This window comes from Mesorhizobium sp. WSM4846 (assembly GCF_055811415.1).
This window is the reverse complement of record NZ_JBVVPZ010000001.1, coordinates 25,536-44,571: the sequence shown is the minus strand read 5'-3', so window position 1 is coordinate 44,571 and position 19,036 is coordinate 25,536. Positions and strand designations below refer to the sequence as shown.

15 protein-coding genes, 1 tRNA gene and 2 pseudogenes are annotated in these 19,036 nt (G+C 59.0%); 7 read left to right on the top strand and 11 right to left on the bottom strand.

Features of this window, described 5'->3' with window-relative positions; all coding sequences use genetic code 11:
- The first annotated feature begins 3 nt into the window (after positions 1 to 3).
- Entirely contained in the window at positions 4 to 1,182 is a 1,179-nt protein-coding gene (locus AC0L15_RS00230) for a LacI family DNA-binding transcriptional regulator (RefSeq protein ID WP_473495772.1), read from the top strand.
- Positions 1,183 to 1,241: 59 nt separating this feature from the next.
- Here AC0L15_RS00230 and AC0L15_RS00225 read toward each other — a convergent pair whose 3' ends face one another.
- Complete coding sequence (locus AC0L15_RS00225; protein ID WP_287246293.1) at positions 1,242 to 2,027, bottom strand: DUF1499 domain-containing protein; 786 nt, start codon at positions 2,025 to 2,027, stop codon at positions 1,242 to 1,244.
- A 75-nt stretch (positions 2,028 to 2,102) separates the two neighbouring features.
- The gene (locus AC0L15_RS00220) at positions 2,103 to 3,731 is read right to left on the bottom strand and encodes a fatty-acid--CoA ligase (RefSeq protein WP_287246291.1); all 1,629 of its coding nucleotides are present in this window, start codon (positions 3,729 to 3,731) and stop codon (positions 2,103 to 2,105) included.
- Positions 3,732 to 3,928: 197 nt separating this feature from the next.
- Between AC0L15_RS00220 and AC0L15_RS00215 the strand changes: the two genes are divergently transcribed.
- Positions 3,929 to 4,285, top strand: a complete 357-nt coding sequence (locus AC0L15_RS00215) for a hypothetical protein (RefSeq protein WP_023797902.1) — start codon at positions 3,929 to 3,931, stop codon at positions 4,283 to 4,285.
- A 164-nt stretch (positions 4,286 to 4,449) separates the two neighbouring features.
- A complete protein-coding gene (locus AC0L15_RS00210; protein ID WP_287246289.1) occupies positions 4,450 to 4,839 on the top strand; it encodes a DUF427 domain-containing protein in 390 nt (129 codons plus the stop codon).
- Between the two features lie 81 nt (positions 4,840 to 4,920).
- Here AC0L15_RS00210 and ppdK read toward each other — a convergent pair whose 3' ends face one another.
- Complete coding sequence (gene ppdK, locus AC0L15_RS00205; RefSeq protein WP_287246287.1) at positions 4,921 to 7,599, bottom strand: pyruvate, phosphate dikinase; 2,679 nt, start codon at positions 7,597 to 7,599, stop codon at positions 4,921 to 4,923.
- A gap of 511 nt (positions 7,600 to 8,110) precedes the next feature.
- On the opposite strand from ppdK, the gene AC0L15_RS00200 reads away from it, so the two are divergent.
- Positions 8,111 to 8,185 (top strand) — tRNA-Gln (locus AC0L15_RS00200).
- A gap of 62 nt (positions 8,186 to 8,247) precedes the next feature.
- On the opposite strand, the pseudogene AC0L15_RS00195 reads toward AC0L15_RS00200, so the two are convergent.
- Positions 8,248 to 8,397, bottom strand: a pseudogene (locus AC0L15_RS00195) (SLC13 family permease); the annotation flags it as partial.
- A gap of 22 nt (positions 8,398 to 8,419) precedes the next feature.
- On the opposite strand from AC0L15_RS00195, the pseudogene AC0L15_RS00190 reads away from it, so the two are divergent.
- Positions 8,420 to 8,658, top strand: a pseudogene (locus AC0L15_RS00190) (transposase); the annotation flags it as partial.
- 269 nt (positions 8,659 to 8,927) lie between these two features.
- Positions 8,928 to 9,245 (top strand): MlaD family protein, encoded by a 318-nt coding sequence (locus tag AC0L15_RS00185; protein ID WP_128248024.1) that lies wholly within the window; start codon positions 8,928 to 8,930, stop codon positions 9,243 to 9,245.
- A 64-nt stretch (positions 9,246 to 9,309) separates the two neighbouring features.
- Here AC0L15_RS00185 and AC0L15_RS00180 read toward each other — a convergent pair whose 3' ends face one another.
- The 6 genes from AC0L15_RS00180 to AC0L15_RS00155 form a co-directional block, all read right to left on the bottom strand.
- Entirely contained in the window at positions 9,310 to 9,873 is a 564-nt protein-coding gene (locus tag AC0L15_RS00180; RefSeq protein ID WP_473495771.1) for a DUF995 domain-containing protein, read from the bottom strand.
- 132 nt (positions 9,874 to 10,005) lie between these two features.
- Complete coding sequence (locus AC0L15_RS00175; RefSeq protein WP_128248026.1) at positions 10,006 to 10,950, bottom strand: glycoside hydrolase family 26 protein; 945 nt, start codon at positions 10,948 to 10,950, stop codon at positions 10,006 to 10,008.
- 15 nt (positions 10,951 to 10,965) lie between these two features.
- On the bottom strand, positions 10,966 to 11,472 hold the full coding sequence (locus AC0L15_RS00170; protein ID WP_128248053.1) for a DUF995 domain-containing protein: 507 nt from the start codon (positions 11,470 to 11,472) through the stop codon (positions 10,966 to 10,968).
- Between the two features lie 165 nt (positions 11,473 to 11,637).
- Positions 11,638 to 13,482, bottom strand: coding sequence for a glycosyltransferase family 2 protein (locus AC0L15_RS00165; protein WP_287246279.1), 1,845 nt, complete (start codon positions 13,480 to 13,482; stop codon positions 11,638 to 11,640).
- On the bottom strand, positions 13,479 to 14,465 hold the full coding sequence (galE, locus tag AC0L15_RS00160; protein WP_128248028.1) for a UDP-glucose 4-epimerase GalE: 987 nt from the start codon (positions 14,463 to 14,465) through the stop codon (positions 13,479 to 13,481). Before galE ends, AC0L15_RS00165 begins: the two co-directional genes overlap by 4 nt.
- Positions 14,465 to 15,478 carry a UDP-glucuronic acid decarboxylase family protein gene (locus AC0L15_RS00155; protein WP_287246277.1) on the bottom strand — a complete coding sequence of 338 codons (1,014 nt, stop codon included), beginning with the start codon at positions 15,476 to 15,478 and terminating at the stop codon, positions 14,465 to 14,467. Before AC0L15_RS00155 ends, galE begins: the two co-directional genes overlap by 1 nt.
- Positions 15,479 to 16,004: 526 nt before the next feature.
- On the opposite strand from AC0L15_RS00155, the gene AC0L15_RS00150 reads away from it, so the two are divergent.
- On the top strand, positions 16,005 to 17,147 hold the full coding sequence (locus AC0L15_RS00150; RefSeq protein ID WP_287289374.1) for a helix-turn-helix domain-containing protein: 1,143 nt from the start codon (positions 16,005 to 16,007) through the stop codon (positions 17,145 to 17,147).
- A 19-nt stretch (positions 17,148 to 17,166) separates the two neighbouring features.
- On the opposite strand, the gene AC0L15_RS00145 is transcribed toward AC0L15_RS00150, so the two are convergent.
- The gene (locus AC0L15_RS00145) at positions 17,167 to 18,939 is read right to left on the bottom strand and encodes an SLC13 family permease (RefSeq protein WP_287246273.1); all 1,773 of its coding nucleotides are present in this window, start codon (positions 18,937 to 18,939) and stop codon (positions 17,167 to 17,169) included.
- Between the last annotated feature and the right edge of the window lie 97 nt (positions 18,940 to 19,036).

Genomic DNA, 19,036 nt, shown 5'->3' with positions numbered 1-19,036 from the left:
AACTTGATCAAATATTGCCTGAAATGGCTATTTATTTGTAATCGTAACGTTACGATTGCATCTGAATACGCAGGAGTCAAGCTGCTTGCGACGGGCGTTCGGATTGACCGGGATGTCGAATCCGGTAACGTTATGGCGGTCAGCAAGTCAGCCGGCGCATTCGCAAATGAAGTCGGGCGAACAATGGCCAATCTAAAGCAGATCGCGGCGGAACTTTCCCTCTCGGTGACCACGGTGTCCCGCGCTCTGAAGGATGGGCCGGAAGTGCAGCCCTCGACCATAGCCCGCGTCAAGGAGGCGGCCAAGCGGGTCGGCTATCTGCCAAACCATCATGGCCGTGCGCTGAAAACCGGTCGAACGCTGACGCTGACGGCAGTGCTCCCGATGGAGACCCGAGATCATCTGTCCGATCTGTTGAAGCTGCCTTTGATCGAAGGCATGACGCTGGCGGCGCGGCAAGCCGGTTATAGTCTGTCCATCTATTCCACCACGCCCGACGACGATCCCGTCGAGAGTGTGCAGCGGCAGCTCCAGGCGCGCAGCACGGACGGACTGATCATCACGCGCCTGGTGTCGGGTGATCCGCGCGTCAAGCTGCTGCTGGATCAACGCATGCCATTCGTCGCGTTTGGAAGAACCGACCTGGACACCGCCTATCCTTATGTCGATGTCGACAATGAACAGATTGCCTACGAGGCAACCCGACGGCTCATGGACAAGGGCTGTCGACGCATTGCACTGCAACTTCTGGTTCCGGAGGATCAGGCGAGTGCCATGCGTCTTTCCGGCTATGCAAGGGCAATGGCCGAGGCCGGCATTCCGATCGACCAAGCGCTGATCGGTCATGGCATGTTCACCATGGAATCGAGCGCAGCCTGGTTCGATCGCTTGCTGGCTTGTTCAGATCCGCCGACAGGCTTGGCATGCGCCAACGAACTCGGCCTTCTGGGGGCGCTGCACGCGCTTGGCAAAAGAGGTCTTGCGCCGGGGAGCGACGTCCACATCGTCACGCGTGACAGCACACGGCTGGCACGCTTCCTGCCGGCAAAGATCGAAGTTCATTCCGTCGATATGGCGGCTGTCGGACGCAAGCTTGTCGAAGTCCTGGAGAGCCGGATCATCAATCCGCTTGGACCGGTGGAGACAATCCTGCTCAAGGGTGAATTCGACCCCGGCGAATAGCCTGCCCGCATACTCAACCCATGATTGTATCAGCCGCATTTCTGTGGCGTCAAAGCGATTCACTCGGCCGGGGCCGTGCCGACCTGGCCGGCGACTTCCTTATCCAGCTCGGCCAGGAAATCCACGATGCGGGCCGCATTGTCGCCAAGGTCGTAGCGGCCGTAACGCGAGGCCGAGCGCATGTCGACGATGACCGCATCGCCATCGTCGGTCACACGGATGGCGACGTCGGCGGGAAGGCTGAGGACGAAGCTCCTGGCCAGGGCGTTGATCGTCACCTCGCTTTGCCCGACCGCACGGGGAAACGGCGCCGCAAGCTGCCAGTCCCGACGATCGAGCACGGTTTCGACTGCTTCCAGGACCCGATCGAAAGGCAGGTTATAGCTGCGTCCGGTGACAAACGGATAGGTCTCGGTCTGCAGCCGCCGCTCGCCCGGGGTCGGCGGCGAAAGCGCGTTCATATCCCCGGTCCGGGTGCTGGTGTCGAGCACCGGCGGATCGTCGAAATCCGTCGAGATGTCCCTGAGCGGCGGAGAAGTCGCTGCCCAGTAGGCGGCAATGCCAAAAGGAACAAGCACCAGCAGTGCCAGCACCGTTCCGACGGTGAGATCGCGGCCGCCACGGTCGCCGAAATTCCACAGTCTCGAAAAGGCAAATCCGGCGAACAGCAGCGCAAAGGCGGCAAGCAGCGCGACAATGCCGAGCACCCAAAGGAAAGCCGGCGTTTCAACAAGCTGATATCGGTGGCCGACAAGAACGGTCAGCAGCAGGACCGCCGAAAAAGCGCCTGTCCGCCGCGACCAGCCGGCCGCCCTCGACGTCTGTCGCTCGGGAGTTTTCATCATTTTCAGCACTGCTTCACCCCGAACCGTCGCTTAAGCCGTCCAGCGGCGGCTTGAAGGCAAACGATGTCACACCCGTCAATCCGTCGGCAGGCGGTAGTCCCTGAACTGCCGGCGCAAGGTTGTCTTCTGGATCTTGCCGGTAGCGGTGTGGGGAATTTCGCCGACGAAGGCGACGTCATCCGGCATCCACCACTTCGCCACCTTGCCGTCCATGAAGGCCAGGATATCCGCCTTGGTCGGCTCCCGGCCCGGCTTGCGGACGACGACAAGCAACGGCCGTTCGCCCCATTTCGAATGTTGGATGCCGATGGCGGCCGCCTCCGCCACATCCGGATGACCGATCGCGAGATTCTCAAGCTCGATGGTCGAGATCCATTCGCCGCCCGACTTGATGACGTCCTTGGCGCGATCGGTGATCTGCATGTAGCCGCCTGGGTCGATATGGGCGACATCGCCGGTATCGAACCAGCCTTCTTCATCGAACTGTTCGGATCCGATGCCGCCATAATAGGCACGCGCGACGGCCGGTCCGCGGACTTTCAGGCGCCCGAATGTCCTGCCGTCCCAAGGCAGTTCCTTGTCGTCGTCGTCGGTGACCTTCATTTCGACCCCGAAAGGTGGAAAACCCTGCTTGCTCTGGACGTCGAGCCGGGCTTCGCCCTCAAGCCCGGCATAGCCCGGCTTCAAGGTACACAGCGTGCCGAGCGGCGACATTTCGGTCATGCCCCATGCATGGATGACCTCAACATCGTAATTGCCCTGGAACTTTGCCGTGATCGCACGCGGGCAGGATGAGCCGCCGATAACGACCTTGTTCAGATAGGGCAGTTTCTTGCCGGTCTCCTCCAGGTACTGGAGCAGCATCAACCACACTGTCGGCACGGCGGCGCTGAACGTCACCTTTTCGGTGTCGAGCAATTCATAGATCGAGGCGCCGTCCATCTTGCAGCCAGGCATGACCAGCTTGGCGCCGATCATCGGGCCGCTCTGGCCGAGGCCCCAGGCGTTGGCGTGGAACATCGGCACAACCGGCAGTATGGTGTCGCGCGAGGAGAGGCCCATCGCATCGGGCATCGCCGCAATCATGGCGTGCAGCACGTTCGAGCGATGGCTGTAGAGGACGCCTTTCGGATCGCCTGTCGTGCCCGAGGTGTAGCACATGCCGGCGGCGGTGTTTTCATCGAAGGTCTTCCAGGTGAAGGCGCCGTCGGCTTCGTCGAGCCATTCCTCATAGGCGACAGCATTCGGCAGCGCCGTCTGCGGCATGTGCGCCTTATCGGTCAGCACGATCACCTTTCTGAGCGATTTGACCGCGCCGGCGATCTTTTCAAGCAGCGGCACGAATGTCAGGTCGACGAAGATCGCCTTGTCCTCGGCATTGTTCATGATCCAGGCGATCTGCTCGGGAAACAGGCGCGGATTAAGCGTGTGATAGATCGCGCCGACACCCATGATGCCGTACCAGGCTTCGATGTGGCGCGCCGTGTTCCAGGCCAATGTGGCGATGCGATCGCCAAGCCCAAAGCCATCACGCTCGAGCCGCTCGGCGACCCGCAAGGCGCGGCGATGAATGTCGACGTAAGTGGTCCGGACGATCGGGCCCTCGATCGAGCGCGACACAATCTCGCGTTCGCCGTGCTGCCTGGCTGCATTGTCAATAAGCTTGTGGCAAAGCAGCGGCCATTCCTGCATCAGTCCGAGCATTCTTCTCCTCCCATGGGTTTTCGTTCCCCCATTGGTTTTCGTTCCATTGTGGGACGAACACGCGGATTGTCCAGCCATGACCGGGCAGAAGCAGCCCATTGTTCAGAAAAGGCAGGGAAAACCGCCACAATCCGGCCATTGTCGACATTAACTTTGATTAATGGTAGGTGTGTGATTGGCGAATGAAAGAGGTTCGCATGGACGCGCAGCTCGACGACAAAGCTCTCGAAGATTCGCTTGCCGAAAGTCTGGCCGATTTGGTGCCGGACGCCAAAACCGTTTCCGAGGACGAATTCGTCGAAGTTGTCGGCGGCGCCCTTGAGGCGGTCGGCGGCACGCTGCTGTTCAAGATGTGCGTTCAGAACGAAGGCGAAAGCCAGCACGTCGCCGCGGCTTGCGTCGGCGATGGCGGCAACCGCCAGTTCCTGCTTCTTACCTTGCCGACCGGCGGTGGTGCGCTCAAGGTCGAAACCGCATCGCGAAGCACCAATCCTGTCGCCGGTATCGCCGCCGCCTATGCCGGGCTGATGGACGCCTTTCAGGCTGCCGCCTGATTGGTCATCAGCCCTGATCGGTCATCGGCCCTGATCGGTCATCGGCAAGGTCGATTTGACGAGAGATCCTTCAATGCCAAAAGGCGATGGAGCCCCCGCATTCGACAGCGCCCTTGCATAGCGCGCACGCCCTACACACCTTAGGTCGTGCAAGGAGAACCGTCATGGACCATATCGCCAATCCGTCACCCGGCTTTCAGCGCAACCCGGATAAAGTCATTACCATCGAGCCCTACAGCGGAACTGTGACCGTACGCGCCGGCGACGCTGTCATTGCCTCGTCCAGGAGGGCCAAGGTGTTGACCGAATCCCCCTACCCCGGGATCCTCTACATTCCATTCGAAGACATCGATTTCGACCAGCTTCGCAAGACGGACTCGTCGACTCATTGCCCATACAAGGGCGATGCAAGCTATTGGAGCGTGCTGCCTGCCGCGGAAGCAGGCAAGGATGCGATGTGGGCCTATGAGCGGCCTTTCGACGAGATGATCGAAATCCGCGATCACGGCGCGTTCTATCCCAACAAGGTGACGGTCGAAGCCAAACCAGCCTGAGCAGGGCCAGCCTGAGCAGGGACGGCTCGCGGCCTGCCCGCCGATCATTCGCTGGCACGGCCATGGCCGATGCCGGCCCCCTTACCCGCGACCGTTCTTTGCAGCCTGCACCGCCGCCTGCGCGGCAGCAAGCCTGGCGATCGGCACGCGATAGGGCGAGCACGACACGTAGTCGAGGCCGATCTCCTCGCAGAAATGGATCGACGCCGGATCGCCGCCATGTTCGCCGCAAATGCCGAGCTTGATCTCCGGTCGCGTTGCCCTGCCTTTTTCGGCCGCCATCCGCACCAGTTCGCCGACACCTTCGACGTCGAGCGACACGAATGGATCCTGCTCGATGATGCCCTTCTGGCGGTAGGTCTCCAGGAACGAGGCCGCATCGTCGCGTGAGATGCCGAAGGTGGTCTGGGTCAGATCGTTGGTGCCGAAAGAGAAGAATTCGGCGGCCTCGGCGATGACATGGGCGCGGATCGCGGCGCGCGGCAGTTCGATCATCGTGCCGGTAAGATAGGTGATCTTGACGTCGGTTTCCTCCATCACGCTCCTGGCGACGGCATCGATCCGTGCCTTGACGTAGTCGAGCTCCTTCACCAGACCGACCAGCGGCACCATGATTTCCGGGACCACCAGCGCGCCGGCCTTCCTGCCGGCTTCGACGGCGGCCTCGAAAATGGCGCGCGCCTGCATCTCGGCGATTTCGGGATAGGAAACCGCAAGCCGGCAGCCGCGATGGCCAAGCATCGGGTTGAATTCGTGCAGGGCCTCGGTGCGCTGCCTGAGCTTGTCGGGCGACACGTTCATGGCGGCGGCGACTTCGGCCACCTCTTCCTCGGTCTTGGGCAGGAATTCGTGCAGCGGCGGATCGAGCAAGCGGATCGTCACCGGCAGGCCGGCCATGATCTCGAACAATTCGAGGAAATCCGAGCGCTGCATGGGCAAGAGTTTTGCGAGCGCCGTTCGCCGGCCCTTTTCCGTGTCGGCCAGGATCATCTCGCGCATGGCAACGATGCGGTCGCCCTCGAAGAACATGTGCTCGGTGCGGCAAAGCCCGATGCCTTCGGCGCCGAAGGAACGCGCCATGCGGGCGTCGAGCGGCGTTTCGGCGTTGGTGCGCACCTTCATGCGGCGCACGCCATCGGCCCATTCCATGATGGCGGCGAAATCGCCCGAGAGCTCCGGCTGCAGCATTGGTACGGCGCCTTTCAGCACCTGGCCGTTACCGCCGTCGATGGTGATGATATCGCCCTTGCGGAACGTCGATCCCATCGCCATCAGCGTGCCCGCCCTGTAGTCGACGCGCAGCGAGCCGGCGCCCGACACACAAGGCTTGCCCATGCCGCGCGCCACCACAGCGGCGTGGCTGGTCATGCCGCCACGCGTGGTCAGGATGCCTTCCGCCGCATGCATGCCGTGGATGTCCTCGGGACTGGTCTCGATGCGCACCAGGATCGCCTTGCGGCCTTGCGTCTTGAGTTCCTCGGCATCGTTGGAGGAAAACACGATCTCGCCGGTGGCTGCCCCCGGAGATGCGGGCAGGCCGATGCCGATGACATCGCGTTCCGCCTTCGGATCGATGGTCGGATGCAGCAGCTGGTCGAGCGAAGCCGGATCGATGCGGGCGACGGCCTCCTCCTTTGAAATGAGCTTGTCGCGCGCCATTTCGACGGCGATTTTGAGCGCCGCCTTGGCGGTGCGCTTGCCGGACCTCGTCTGCAGCATCCACAATTTGCCGCGCTCGATGGTGAATTCGAGATCCTGCATGTCGCGGTAGTGCTTTTCCAGGCGGTCGGAGATGGTGACGAAAGACTGGAAGGCTTCCGGCATCAGCTTCTGCAGCGACGGCTTGTCGGAGCCGGCGGCAATGCGCGCCGTCTCGGTGATGTTTTGCGGCGTGCGGATGCCGGCGACGACATCCTCGCCCTGCGCATTCACCAGGAACTCGCCATAGAGCATCTTTTCGCCGGTCGACGGATTGCGGGTGAAGGCGACGCCGGTGGCCGAGGTCTCGCCCATGTTGCCGAAGACCATGGCCTGGACGTTGACCGCGGTGCCCCAGCTTTCGGGAATGTCGTGCAAGCGCCGGTAGGTGATGGCGCGGTTGTTCATCCAGCTCGAAAACACGGCGCCGATCGCGCCCCAGAGCTGCTCGTTCGGATCTTGCGGAAACGGCTCGCCGAGTTCCTCCTCGACCTTGGCCTTGTAGAGCGCGATCACGCCCTGCCATTCGATGGCGCTCAGTTCGGTATCGAGTTCATGGCCGAGCCCGCCCTTCTGGTCTTCGAGGAGTTCCTCGAACACCTCATGGTCGAGGCCCATGACGACATCGGAATACATCTGGATGAAACGCCGGTAGCTGTCATAGGCAAAGCGGGCATCGCCTGAATCGGCGGCCAGCGCCTCGACCGTCTCGTCGTTCAGGCCGAGATTGAGCACGGTATCCATCATGCCGGGCATCGAAGCGCGGGCACCGGAACGCACCGACACCAAAAGCAGTTTTGAGGGATCGCCGAAACGGCGCCCGGTCAACCGGCCGATGTGGTCAAGCGCCACCGTGACGTCCGCCTCCAGCGAGGCCGGGTAGGTGCGGCCGTTGGCGTAGTAGGCGTTGCAGACCTCGGTGGTGATGGTGAACCCCGGCGGCACCGGCAGCCCCAGGCTGCACATTTCGGCCAGATTGGCGCCCTTGCCGCCCAAAAGGTTCCTGTCGCCGGCACGGCCTTCCGCAGCGCCGTCGCCAAAGGTGTAGACCCATTTGGTCATGCTTGCTCTCCGGTTGCAGGAGATTGAAAAGATTGACGAAGCCGAAGTTCCGCCGTGTCCCTGCACGAGCGATATGATGCTGCAGTGCGAAAGGCAAGCCGTCGGCGGGCCAGCCGGCTTCTACAATCGATTAAGAAAAAGCGATGACAAAAAGACTTGCGGCTCGACGGCCAGTTTAGGAGGACAAAACAGGAACTAGCGATAGCGCCATGTGACTGACCGGAGAACTCGAAACGCTGGCCGTCGAAAATGCCGGCGGCACGACCCCAAGCCCATCTTCTCATTCCCGGCGGCAGGCGGTTCCATTTCTTCGATCCGGCCGGCAATGAAATGGCAGTTGGGGTGAATAGATGCCATCGCCCGACAGCAGACGATGATACGCGACGCCAATCTGCGGGAACCGGTGGATCAGTTCCGCGCACTTTCCGTTCTCGACACTTGCCATTCTCGCCATTGAGCTTTCCGTCGGCTCGTCCTATAAGGCCGCGCGCAGCGGGCATGTTCCGACTGCTGGGGCGTAGCCAAGTGGTAAGGCATCGGTTTTTGGTACCGACAATCCCAGGTTCGAATCCTGGCGCCCCAGCCAATCCGGCATTTTCCGAACTGTGGACCCGCGAAGGCCGCCAGGATTGATCCGTCCGCCGCATATCAGCTCATTGGCCAAACGATCATGAGCATCGGCACGGCAACAATGACGACGAGGAACGATAGCAGCAGTCCCAAATGTGGATAATCGCTGAAACGGTAGCCGCCCGATCCCATGGCGAGCGTGTTGCACTGGTGGCCGATCGGTGGCAGCCCTTTTCTCGAATCCAATGGGGCGCGGCGGGATGAGGCGCTGAGTGCCTCGAAGGCGAGTGGACGCTGGAGCGGCTCGGCTACCGCTCGAGTTTATTACGGCCGCACCCTTGTCACCCGCGTCGGCAAGCTTGAGCTGCGGATTCGTAGGACCGGGTTGGCCGCTTCTCCACCGGGCTGTTCGAGCGTTGCCAGCGTTCGGAGCGGGCCTTGGTGGCCACGCTTGCGGGGTTGTATGTGCAAGGCGAGTCGACCAGCAAGCAGCTGGTCCAGCAGTTTCTCGATAGCCAAGCGATGATTCTTTCCTTTCCATCATCATGGCCTCGCGCACAGAATTCCTGCAGGCCCGCGCGATGACTGCCTGCAGGAGCTGTCGATGCCGGCACGCTCTCGCCGAAGCCAAGTCCAAGGCCGATCTCTCTGCATGAGGAATGCAACATTTTGTCTAAATTTATCAAGATAGTTCAAACCAGAACCTAAAGTCCTGTGTGTACAACGCACTCCAGAACAATAACATTGGAGGCAAGCACATGACGTTTTCTACTGCGCATCGGAACCGTTTTAGAAGAGTGGCGATTGCAGCGATCGGGCTTGCTGTTTCCGTGGCTCTCGGCGCAAACGCGCAAGCAGGCGAAATGCGTAAGCCAGAGGGAGAGACACGGTCTGTCTACCTTGTCAAATATCGGGTTAACAACGATGTTCGCTACAACAAGAAACCCGTCGGCAAGGTCGTTAAAATATCAGCATCCCGGTACTTGAACAGCAACCCCTATGTCTGCACTCCGAGCGGCTTTGGTCAGAAAGCGCGTTGCTACACGCGGAGGGTCTCGAATCAGCCAGGCGTTTAATGTTGGATCTGGTTTTGACAGAAGCCGCCGCGCCTGAAGCCGCGGCGGCTCCGTTTTTGCGCAGTTATCGAGAATTCGCCTTGAGATGCGAAACTTCTTTGCTTACCCGATTACCTTTGACCAGTTTGCGCGCCTCATCGTCCCGGCGAGCGGGATTGTGACGAAAGACATACCATGTCCCACCGATGAAAGGCTTCTGATAAACGACGCCATGTTTTTCACGGTGCAGGAAACATGTGATTGCACCGCTTCTTGCCAGACTCCCTTTCGCTACTTTGCTGGTCCAGAGAGCGCGCATGCACAGCTTGCCCCCATTGGTCGCATACCAGTTTCCCTCCGCATAGGACCATGCTGCCCGTTTGCGCGACCAAGCGGCGAACGGCTTCCAATTTGCAGAGAACAGCCCGCGAGCAGTTGTCTCCGCAGAATAGAACCCACCGCCGTTTTGCCATTTCCAGGTGCGGCCGGCATAGAGCTTTTCAACCGCTGAGGCCTTCATCGGCGTCGCGGCAGCGGCGCGTTTTTCTATAGCGTCGCCCGCCGGTTGTTTGGGAGCGGCGTAGGCATTGCCTGCAAGCAAGACCACAAACAGCACCGCACTTGAGATAATCGAACGGATCGAAAACATTTTACTTCCTCTCCACCAAGGCAATTCCAGTAAGACTGCGTAAGAGTCCTGCGTTGGAACCGAATAGAAATAAAGCGATGGAGCGGTTCGGCCATCTGGTGAAAGCCGAACCACTCTGTCGAACGACTTGGATCAGTCCAGCGGATGGTTGGCCACGCGCCAATCGGGCCGGCCAACCTTTCTTGGCCATGGATAGACTTCAAGATCGTTGAAGTAGACAACGGCTGTCATGTCCGGGAACTCGGCATGCGGCTTGTTTGCTTCCGCGGCCCAGTCACGAGCATATTCGTCGTTACCTTCGTAGCCAAGCTCCGCAATGGCGATTGGTTTGCCGAAGCCCGTCACACGGTCATAACCCGGCTTTGTGCGCTCCACAAAAGTCGTATCACGACCGACCTCCAGCTTGTCATAGGGCTGATAGCCAAAGACGGACAGACCGATAATGTCGACATACTTGTCGCCAGGATAGAAGGCTTCCAGTCCTTCTTCTCCTTTCGGTGACCACATGTATTGGGCCGACGGAAGATGCTTGCGGCATACGTCGATGACATGCCTGTAGGCGTTCACATAACCTTCAGCATTCCAGAAAGCCCAGGTGAATTGCCCGTCATTATCTTCCATTTCCTGCGCCCAGCGGATAGTTACGGGGCTTTTCAGCTGCGCCGCCGCAGAGCAGACCGCTGACATATTGGCATCGTAGCGCCCGCCCAAAATCCCGGCGAGCAAATCCTCAGGACCTACACGCCAGTCCCGCGCCCAGGACCACGGCTCGACCGTGATCAACAGGGAACGTCCACGCTCACGCGCATAGGCATCTGCGGCGCTGAGCGTTGCCAGATCCACATCTTCCCAGGGAAGAAAAAGATGTTCGATTTTTGAGTTGGAATCGTTGGTATAATCCGCGTGCGGATCGTAGGCGCCGGGGGTTACGGAGTCAGCCGTGATGATGGGACGCTTGTCCCGAAACTGATTGCGGCTGTCGACACTCGCTCCCGACACGCCGCTGGCTGCATAGACACCACCGGAAATGCATAAGCCGCAAAGCAAGGCTGCTGATAGTTTAAAGAGACTTTTCATGGCCCCCTCCCTTTCTTACTGTTCAGATTGCTGTGCCGCACCAAGCGCGGCTTTGATGGCATCGAGTTGACGGGAAACCAGATCGGTGGACACTAGCTTGCTGGCCTCGTCGTCTTGGTGGACCTCGGCGTTACGGAACGCATACCACTCACCACCGGGCTCGCGCTTCTGATAGATCGTTCCATTATCGATGCGATGCGAAAAGCAGGTCTTGGCGGGAAATACACCCTGTTCGGAATGCCATGTCGCGTTGAGACACATCCAACCTGTCTCGGTGATGATCCAGCGGCCTTCCGCCCAGGATTGGCCCGTCTCACCGTCGGTCCATGCCGAAAAATGCCGGTTCGCGCCCACCATTCGTCCGGCTCCGCTGTCCCACTGCCAGCTCTTGTCTCTATAGAGATCGTAGATTTCGCCTGCTGTCATGCGACGTGCCCCTTCCGGCAGAACGGAAACCTGTGAGGAAGAGGCAAAGGCCGGTGCAGCAATGCAGGACACTGCCCAAGCGACTGCTGTCAGCATCCGGAAACCTGACAGCAATAGAGCCCTTTCAGATTTAGAAAGTGCCACCGGAACCTCCTGCCATCTCGAGATGAGCGGCGCCAGCCGTTTGTCCTCGATGGGCGTGTCCGGTCGCATGGACGTAGCCTGTTCCAATGGTTGCGATCTTCATGTGTTGATTGCCTTCTATCGCTGATTTGAATTGCTGGGAGCATTGCTGCGCCAACGTGGATTGAAGATGGTTTTGTGAACAGCGCGACCACCGACGCCTGCCCCGGCAATTGAGAAGCTGTCGTCGAACAGGGAAAAGCTTTTGGTTCCCCAGGCGAGCGCCTCGATGCCGTCGCGTCCACGCTCGACCGTGGCGAAGCTGGTAACCATCAAAAGGGCCATGAAACTGCTTGCCAGCGCGGGGCGATAGGCGCGGCTTTTCATCCGCACGTCATTCTCCCTGCCATGCTGCAGCAAGATCATGAAAATCAGCAGCAAGTAAAAGCAAGCATTGATGATGGCGAAGACGAAAAAGCCGCGCGTTTGATACGCATCCTGCACGAACACGACCGGCAGAATGGAGATCAGGACCACGAAGGCATACGGCGCCAGCACGCGAAACGGTAGCGGATCGACCTCGGACGTGCCTTTTGGCGTGACGCGAAAATCAACAAAGGATCCGGTCATCCAGTCACGGAACGCGGCAAAGGTTCCAGCCAGAACCCACGGCCAGCGCGCCAGCAAAAACAGCATCGCTTCCCAACTAAAAATCTTGCCGTCGATAGGCCGAAATGTGCGACTCGACCGCCACCAGAATGCCAAAAGCAGGATCATAAGCGACTGCGGCATGAAATGGAGCAGAAACTCTGGGTAAGTGACGTTGATGAAATTATCGCCTTGGACCAGCACGATCACGGGCAACAGGAATGTCAGAGCAAGAAAGAAGGCGTAAAGCGGGTACCAGAACTGCGAAAATAGGAATTGAACCTTCAAACGCAGCGGTAAGTTTCCGATCAGTTTTGGTGAGTATTGCAACAGGATCGTCACCAGGCTCCGCGACCACTGGAACTCCTGCGTTACAAGATCGGCAAACGTCCGGGGGCCGTCGCCATGGGCGATGGCATCAAGCGCGTGAGCCCCTCGCCAGCCATAGGCATTCATGAAGAGCGTTGTGGAATGATCCTCGGCGAGTTCTGGCCCCAGCCCACCGATTTCCTTCAATGCCGCAGTGCGCACCGCATAGTGCGATCCGATGCATACGGGCGCGAAGCCATTATTGTATCCGGCTTGCAGTGCCCCATGCATGCTCGCTTCGATGTAGAGGCGGCCACGCGCGGACCAGCTTTCATGTGCATTGCGATCGCAGATGCTGGGCGCGGAAACATAACCGATTGTCGGGTCGGCAAAAGGCCGCAACATGTTGTATAGGTAGTCCGGTTCGGGAACATGATCGGCATCGAGCTGCGACACAAAATCATATTGGTCGTAGCCATAATGATCGTAAAAGAAAGCCAGGTTGCCTTCCTTGCAGCGTGTGCGGCGAGGCCAGGACTGGCGATGGTAATCGGCGCGACTTTTGCGGGTGGAAACGAATACGCCATGTTCGCGACACCATGCGAGCGTTGCGGGCGATGGGTCCTCATCGGCCAGCCACGTGTCGTGAGGCACGTTCTGGGCTAACATGGCCCGCAAGGTTTCGGCCACCACCTCAAAAGGTTCTGATGGAGCCTTGGTGACCACCATGGCAACGCGACTTCCTGCGGAAATACGCAGCCGTCCGTGCGGCCGGCGTGCATTGAAGAAAATGGTGATGAAGTAGACTGGCAAAAGCGTTATCCACGCCAGAAGCGCCGTCACCAGAATTGAGCCGACCATGTTGGTGTGGGTGGCTTCGAAAACCCACCATTGCCAGAAGAATGCGACGGCCATCGCCCACAAAACCGCACCCATAATGTACTCGACGCGCTTTCGGCCGGTGAAGACCGGCACCATCAGGGGTTCTTCCCTGTCAACGGCCAGCGCGATGCGCGGCGTGCTCATGAGCGCACCTCGAGCCGGAAGAAGGGAGCCGCTGTGCGAATGATCGTATCGAGATCGGAATAGAGCGCCTGAAAGCCAAGTTTTTCGGCAGCGAGCGCCGGATCGGCATAAAGCACCGGAGGATCGCCCGCACGACGAGCGCGCATCTCGACCGGCACGTTACGACCTGTCAGCCGGCTGATCGCTTCGAGAATTTCCTTGATGGATGTACCACGCCCGCTGCCAAGATTGACGGCCAGATTGCCACCGCCGTTGATCAGATGTTCGAGCGCCAGCACATGCGCGCGCGCGAGATCCGCGACATGAATATAGTCGCGAATGCAGGTGCCGTCGGGCGTATCGTAATCCTGGCCATAGACTTCGAGAAAATCGATCCTGCCTGCAGCGGCCATCATGGCTCGCGGAATGAGATGTGTTTCTGGATCGTGGGTTTCGCCGATTTCCCCGTCGATATCCGCGCCGGACGCATTGAAATAACGAAGCGCCACGTAGCGCAGCGCATAGGCAGCCGAATAATCGGCAAGCATTTGCTCCGCGATGAGCTTCGTGCGTCCATAAGGATTGATCGGGCGCTGGCTCTCGCCTTCGCGGATCGGCAAGCGATCCGGAATGCCGTAGGTGGCGCAGCTTGACGAGAAGATGATATTGCGCGTTCCGCTTCTCTGGCAGGCGTCCAGCAGCGATTGGGTCCCGTTGACGTTGTTCTGATAATATTTTGCCGGTTTCTCTACGGATTCGCCGACATAGGCCGATGCAGCAAAATGGATCACCCCGATAGGGCGATACTCATCCATGACGTGGGTCAACCGCTCCGAATCAAGGATGTTGCCTTCAACGAAGGCGCCCCATCGGACGGCTGACCGGTGACCCGTGGATAGATTGTCGTAGACAATCGGATCATAACTCTGCCTGGCCAAAAGCTTGGCTGTATGGCTGCCGATAAAGCCGGCCCCACCAACGACAAGTACGTTCTTGCCGGACATCAGGCGGCCTCCGCCAGCTTTCCGGAGGGCTTCCTCAACTGCCGTTCGAAATAAGCGATCGTTGACTTCAGCCCATCGGCCAACGCCACGGTCGGCTCCCATCCAAGTTCTCTCTGGGCCACTGTGATGTCGGGCCGACGCTGGCGCGGATCGTCCACGGGCAACGGGTGATAGACGACTTTGGAGCTCGAGCCGGTCATTCCCACGATCTGCTCGGCCAACTCACCGACTGTAAATTCGCCGGGATTGCCGATGTTGACAGGCGTATGGATCGCCTGAGGGCTGTACATGAGCCGGTAGAAGCCTTCGATCAGATCGTCCACGTAACAGAAGGAACGGGTCTGCGACCCGTCGCCGTAAACGGTGATGTCTTCGCCCTTGAGCGCCTGCACGATGAAGTTGGAAACGACCCGGCCGTCATCCGGGCGCATGCGCGGACCATAGGTGTTGAAGATGCGCACGATACGGATGTCGACGCCGTATTGCTGATGAAAATCGTAGAACAGAGTCTCGGCAGAGCGCTTTCCTTCGTCATAACAAGAGCGCGGACCGAAGGAATTGACATTGCCCCAATAGCTTTCGGGCTGCGGATGCACATGGGGATCGCCGTAGACTTCCGAGGTGGAAGCCTGGAAAATCCGCGCCTGGTAATGTGCTGCCAATTCCAGAAGATTGAGCGACCCGATCACGTTCGTCTTCAACGTATGGACCGGGTCGGCCTGATAGTGCGGCGGTGAAGCCGGGCAGGCGAGATTGTAGATCTCGTTGACCGGCAGATCGAGCCGTTCCACGATATCGTGGCGCACAAAGCTGAACGTGTCGTAGTTCAGGAGGTGGCGCAAATTCTCAAGCCGCCCCGTGGAAAAATTGTCTACGCAGAAAACAGAATGGCCGTCTTGCAAAAGACGTTCGCACAGATGTGATCCGAGAAAGCCGGCCCCGCCCGCGACAAGTACCCTCCGTTGCGATGAAAGAGCAGAGTTCAAATTTGTAGGATGAAATCCTATACTCACTGGAACACCTCATTCGTTAACCATCAGCGCTAAAATGAAGACATGTAGGTGTCTAGAATGCACTGAGACTTCAGGTTTTCTTTCTCAAGTGAATTTGATGATGTCCAATACCTCCCCGGTTCCTACGTTGCGATATCAGGGAATCCGGAAACTTTTCACATCGTCCATTTTTGCAGCTGACCGCCGCAGACATTTGTTTTTTGATGGAGACGGTGGGCTTCAGGCGATTCTATTGCCTGTGCCGAGATCGGTGCTGCCAAAGGCCTTTATCTCGAAGCGAGCCAAGAAACCCATCATGGTCGGTTCAGGATCGATCCGCTAACGGCGAAGCTTTGTTGACTTGGTGCACGATATAATTAACTACTTTACAACCAGGGATCCTTAAATATAGCCAATGATTTTGTTTCTTATAAACGATACACTTCGAAGATGACGACGCATGTCGTTCTTCCATACAAGTTGGCAGGGTCGGAATGTTGTCTGAAGCAGCGCGACGACGCGGACTTCCGGGTCGTGGCTGGAGGCAATGATGTCGGATAAGACGGTCCCACTTAACGACAGGGAGCCGACATCTGTCGAACGTCGCCGCTGGCCGCGCATGTCGCAGGATCCACTCGGTGAGGATGAGGTGGGGAAGGCCGTCCTGACGTCGTTGCGCTTTGAGACGGAAATCCTTCCACCAGTCCAGCAGTTTGCTGCCTGGCGGGAGCATATGGCGATATTGATGGATTCGCGTCTGCCGAACAATGTGAATCCCGAGGATGGATTTGTCGTCCAGCAGGCGGTGTGGAATCTGGGCGGCATGCTTTTGTTGCAACAAACCGTTCCGGCCTTCAGTTACGAACGCTCGCCAGACGCGGTCCGGTTCAGTCCAATCGACCATTGGCAGATCACCGTTCTCCGCGCCGGTCGCACCTGGACCGGAGTTGACGGACGTGTCGCGCAAAATGAACCGGGCATGATTGAAATCCGCTCGCTCGGGCATCCGTTTAGCGGGCGGGCGCTGGCAACAGAGTCGATCAGCCTGATCGTTCCCGTCGATCTGTTTGCCGATGGAGGTAGCTTGCCGGCGGCGAGCAACAACGTCGTTTTGGGTGGACACCGGGCCAAACTGCTGATCGATCTTATGTCAAGCGTTGAAGCCAATCTCGATCGCTTCACGCAAGACGACCTTCCTAGAATCAAGGACCGTTTGCGGCAAATGGTATTCGACGCGGTTACACCTTTGGTGGATCGCGATGACGGCAACGATCAGATCTCACAAATCGGATTGATGACGCGGGCGAGACGCTTCATTTCGAGCAATCTTGCCTCACCCGACCTGACACCGGATGCTCTCGCCCGGCAACTGGCGACCTCGAGGACACGGCTCTATGAGCTTTTCGAAACGTCCGGCGGCGTTGCGAATTACATTCGTCGACGACGTCTATCCGCAGCTCATGCAATGTTAGCGGATCCTTCCGACACCCGAAAGGTCGCCGAAGTTGGTCTAGCAGTCGGCTTTGATTCAGCGGCGAATTTCAGTCGAGCTTTCACGCAGCAGTTCGGCTATAGCCCGAGCAACATACGCAAGCAGTCGTCCGAAGACTATACGTACCCGGATAGGCAAACAGATAAGAAACCCAAGGTCACATTCGAAAGCCTGCTGCAAACACTCGGCCTCTTTTGAGGATGGCGAGGAGCATATATTAGCTCATCGGCCAAACGATCATGAGCATCGGCACGGCAACAATGACGACGAGGAACGATAGCGGCAGTCCCAGGCGTGGATAGTCGCTGAAACGGTAGCCGCCAGGCCCCATGACGAGCGTGTTGCACTGGTGGCCGATGGGGGTGAGAAAATCGCAGCCGGCGCCAATGGCGACTGCCATCAGAAATGCTTCCGGCCGGTAGCCGAGATCGCCGGCAAACGCGGCGGCGATGGGCGCCATGACCAGAACGGTTGCGGCATTGTTGAGGAATGGCGTAACGGCCATGGCGGCGACAAGGATGAGCATCAAGGCGCCGGGCGCCGGAAGAATGGTTCCCAGTTTGGCAAGCTCGCCGGCAATGATGCCTGTCGCCCCCGTACTGCGCAGCGAATCGCTCACTGGAATGAGAACGGCGAGCATGACGAGGATTGGCCCATCCAGCGATTGGTAGACGTCCCGGACCGGGATGACCTTGAAAAGCACCATCCCGACCGCGGCCGTAAAGAAAGCGACGGAGACCGGGAGCAGCCCGAGCGCAGTCGCCACCATGGCGAGAGCAAGGATCGTTACCGGCACAACACCTTTGCGGACGCTGCCAAGCAGGATAGCCCTTTCTGCCAGCGGCAGGCAGCCGAGTTCACGCAGTATCTCGGGTATCGTCGCTGCATTGCCCTGCAGCACGATGACGTCGCCCAGCCTTAGCTGGATTTCGGCCAGCCTGCGGTCGGGGCGCTCGCCGTGACGGCTGACAGCCAGGAGGTTGACATTGAAGCGGTGATAGAGGGCAAGGCGCTGGGCTGTCCAGCCGATCAACGGGGAGTTTTCACCGATGACGGCCTCGATGGCGACCAGTTCGCCGGTCGTGTCATCCCCGCTGGCCCTGCTGCCCGTAACGCTGAGTTTGCCCTGGGAGACGAGGCGATCCAGCGCCCCTGGGTCGCCCTCGAGCAGCAGAATGTCGTTCATCTTGAGGACAACGTCGGGCAGTGGCGTCATCCGCATGGTCCGGTTGCGCAGGATCGATGTCACGATAGCATCGCCGCCGGAAAGCTTCATGAGGTCTGCGACGGTTTTGCCGAGCACAGTGGAATCGCGGACAATCCGGGCCTCTGTCAGGTAATTCTTGATATCGATGGCTTCATTCACCGACCCGCCGAGCTTTTCGCGCACCGGCAACAGCCAATAGAAAGACACCAGGAAGATCGTTCCGGCGGCGGCCAGCCCGGCTCCAACAGGTGTAAAATCGAACATTGTGAAGGCGGTGCCGGTCAGTTCCTCCCGCACCCGCGACACAACGACATTGGGAGATGTCCCCACCTGCGTCATGAGTCCGCCGAGCAGCGACCCGAACGCCATAGGCATCAGGAATATCGACGGTGAAACGCTCGACCGGCGCGCGAACTGGAAAGCTATCGGGATCATGATCGCGAGCGCACCGATGTTCTTTACGAAGGCAGACAGGATCGTGACCACGATGACCAGCAGCGCCAGTTGCGAGCGAACGCCCGACAGGTTCGGAGCGAACCGCCTGATGGCGACTTCCATGATGCCCGAGCGTGCGATGCCTGCGCTCACCAGCAGGGCACTGCCGACAATGATCACGATATCGTCGCTGAACCCGCTGAAGGCCTCGTCAAAAGGCACGATGCCAACCGCGAGTGCGGACAACAGTGCCGCGGCTGCAACCAGATCATATCGATACCGACCCCATACGAGCGCCGCCATCATTATGAAGATAACGGCGAACGACAGGATTTGCGGCGTAGTCATGTCTTCGGATACCCCGCCGCTTGTGCGGCTGATCAGAACGGCCAAACCGCCCTTTTGTTGCTTTCGCTGGTCACGGTTTTGCTACCACGGTTCCGTG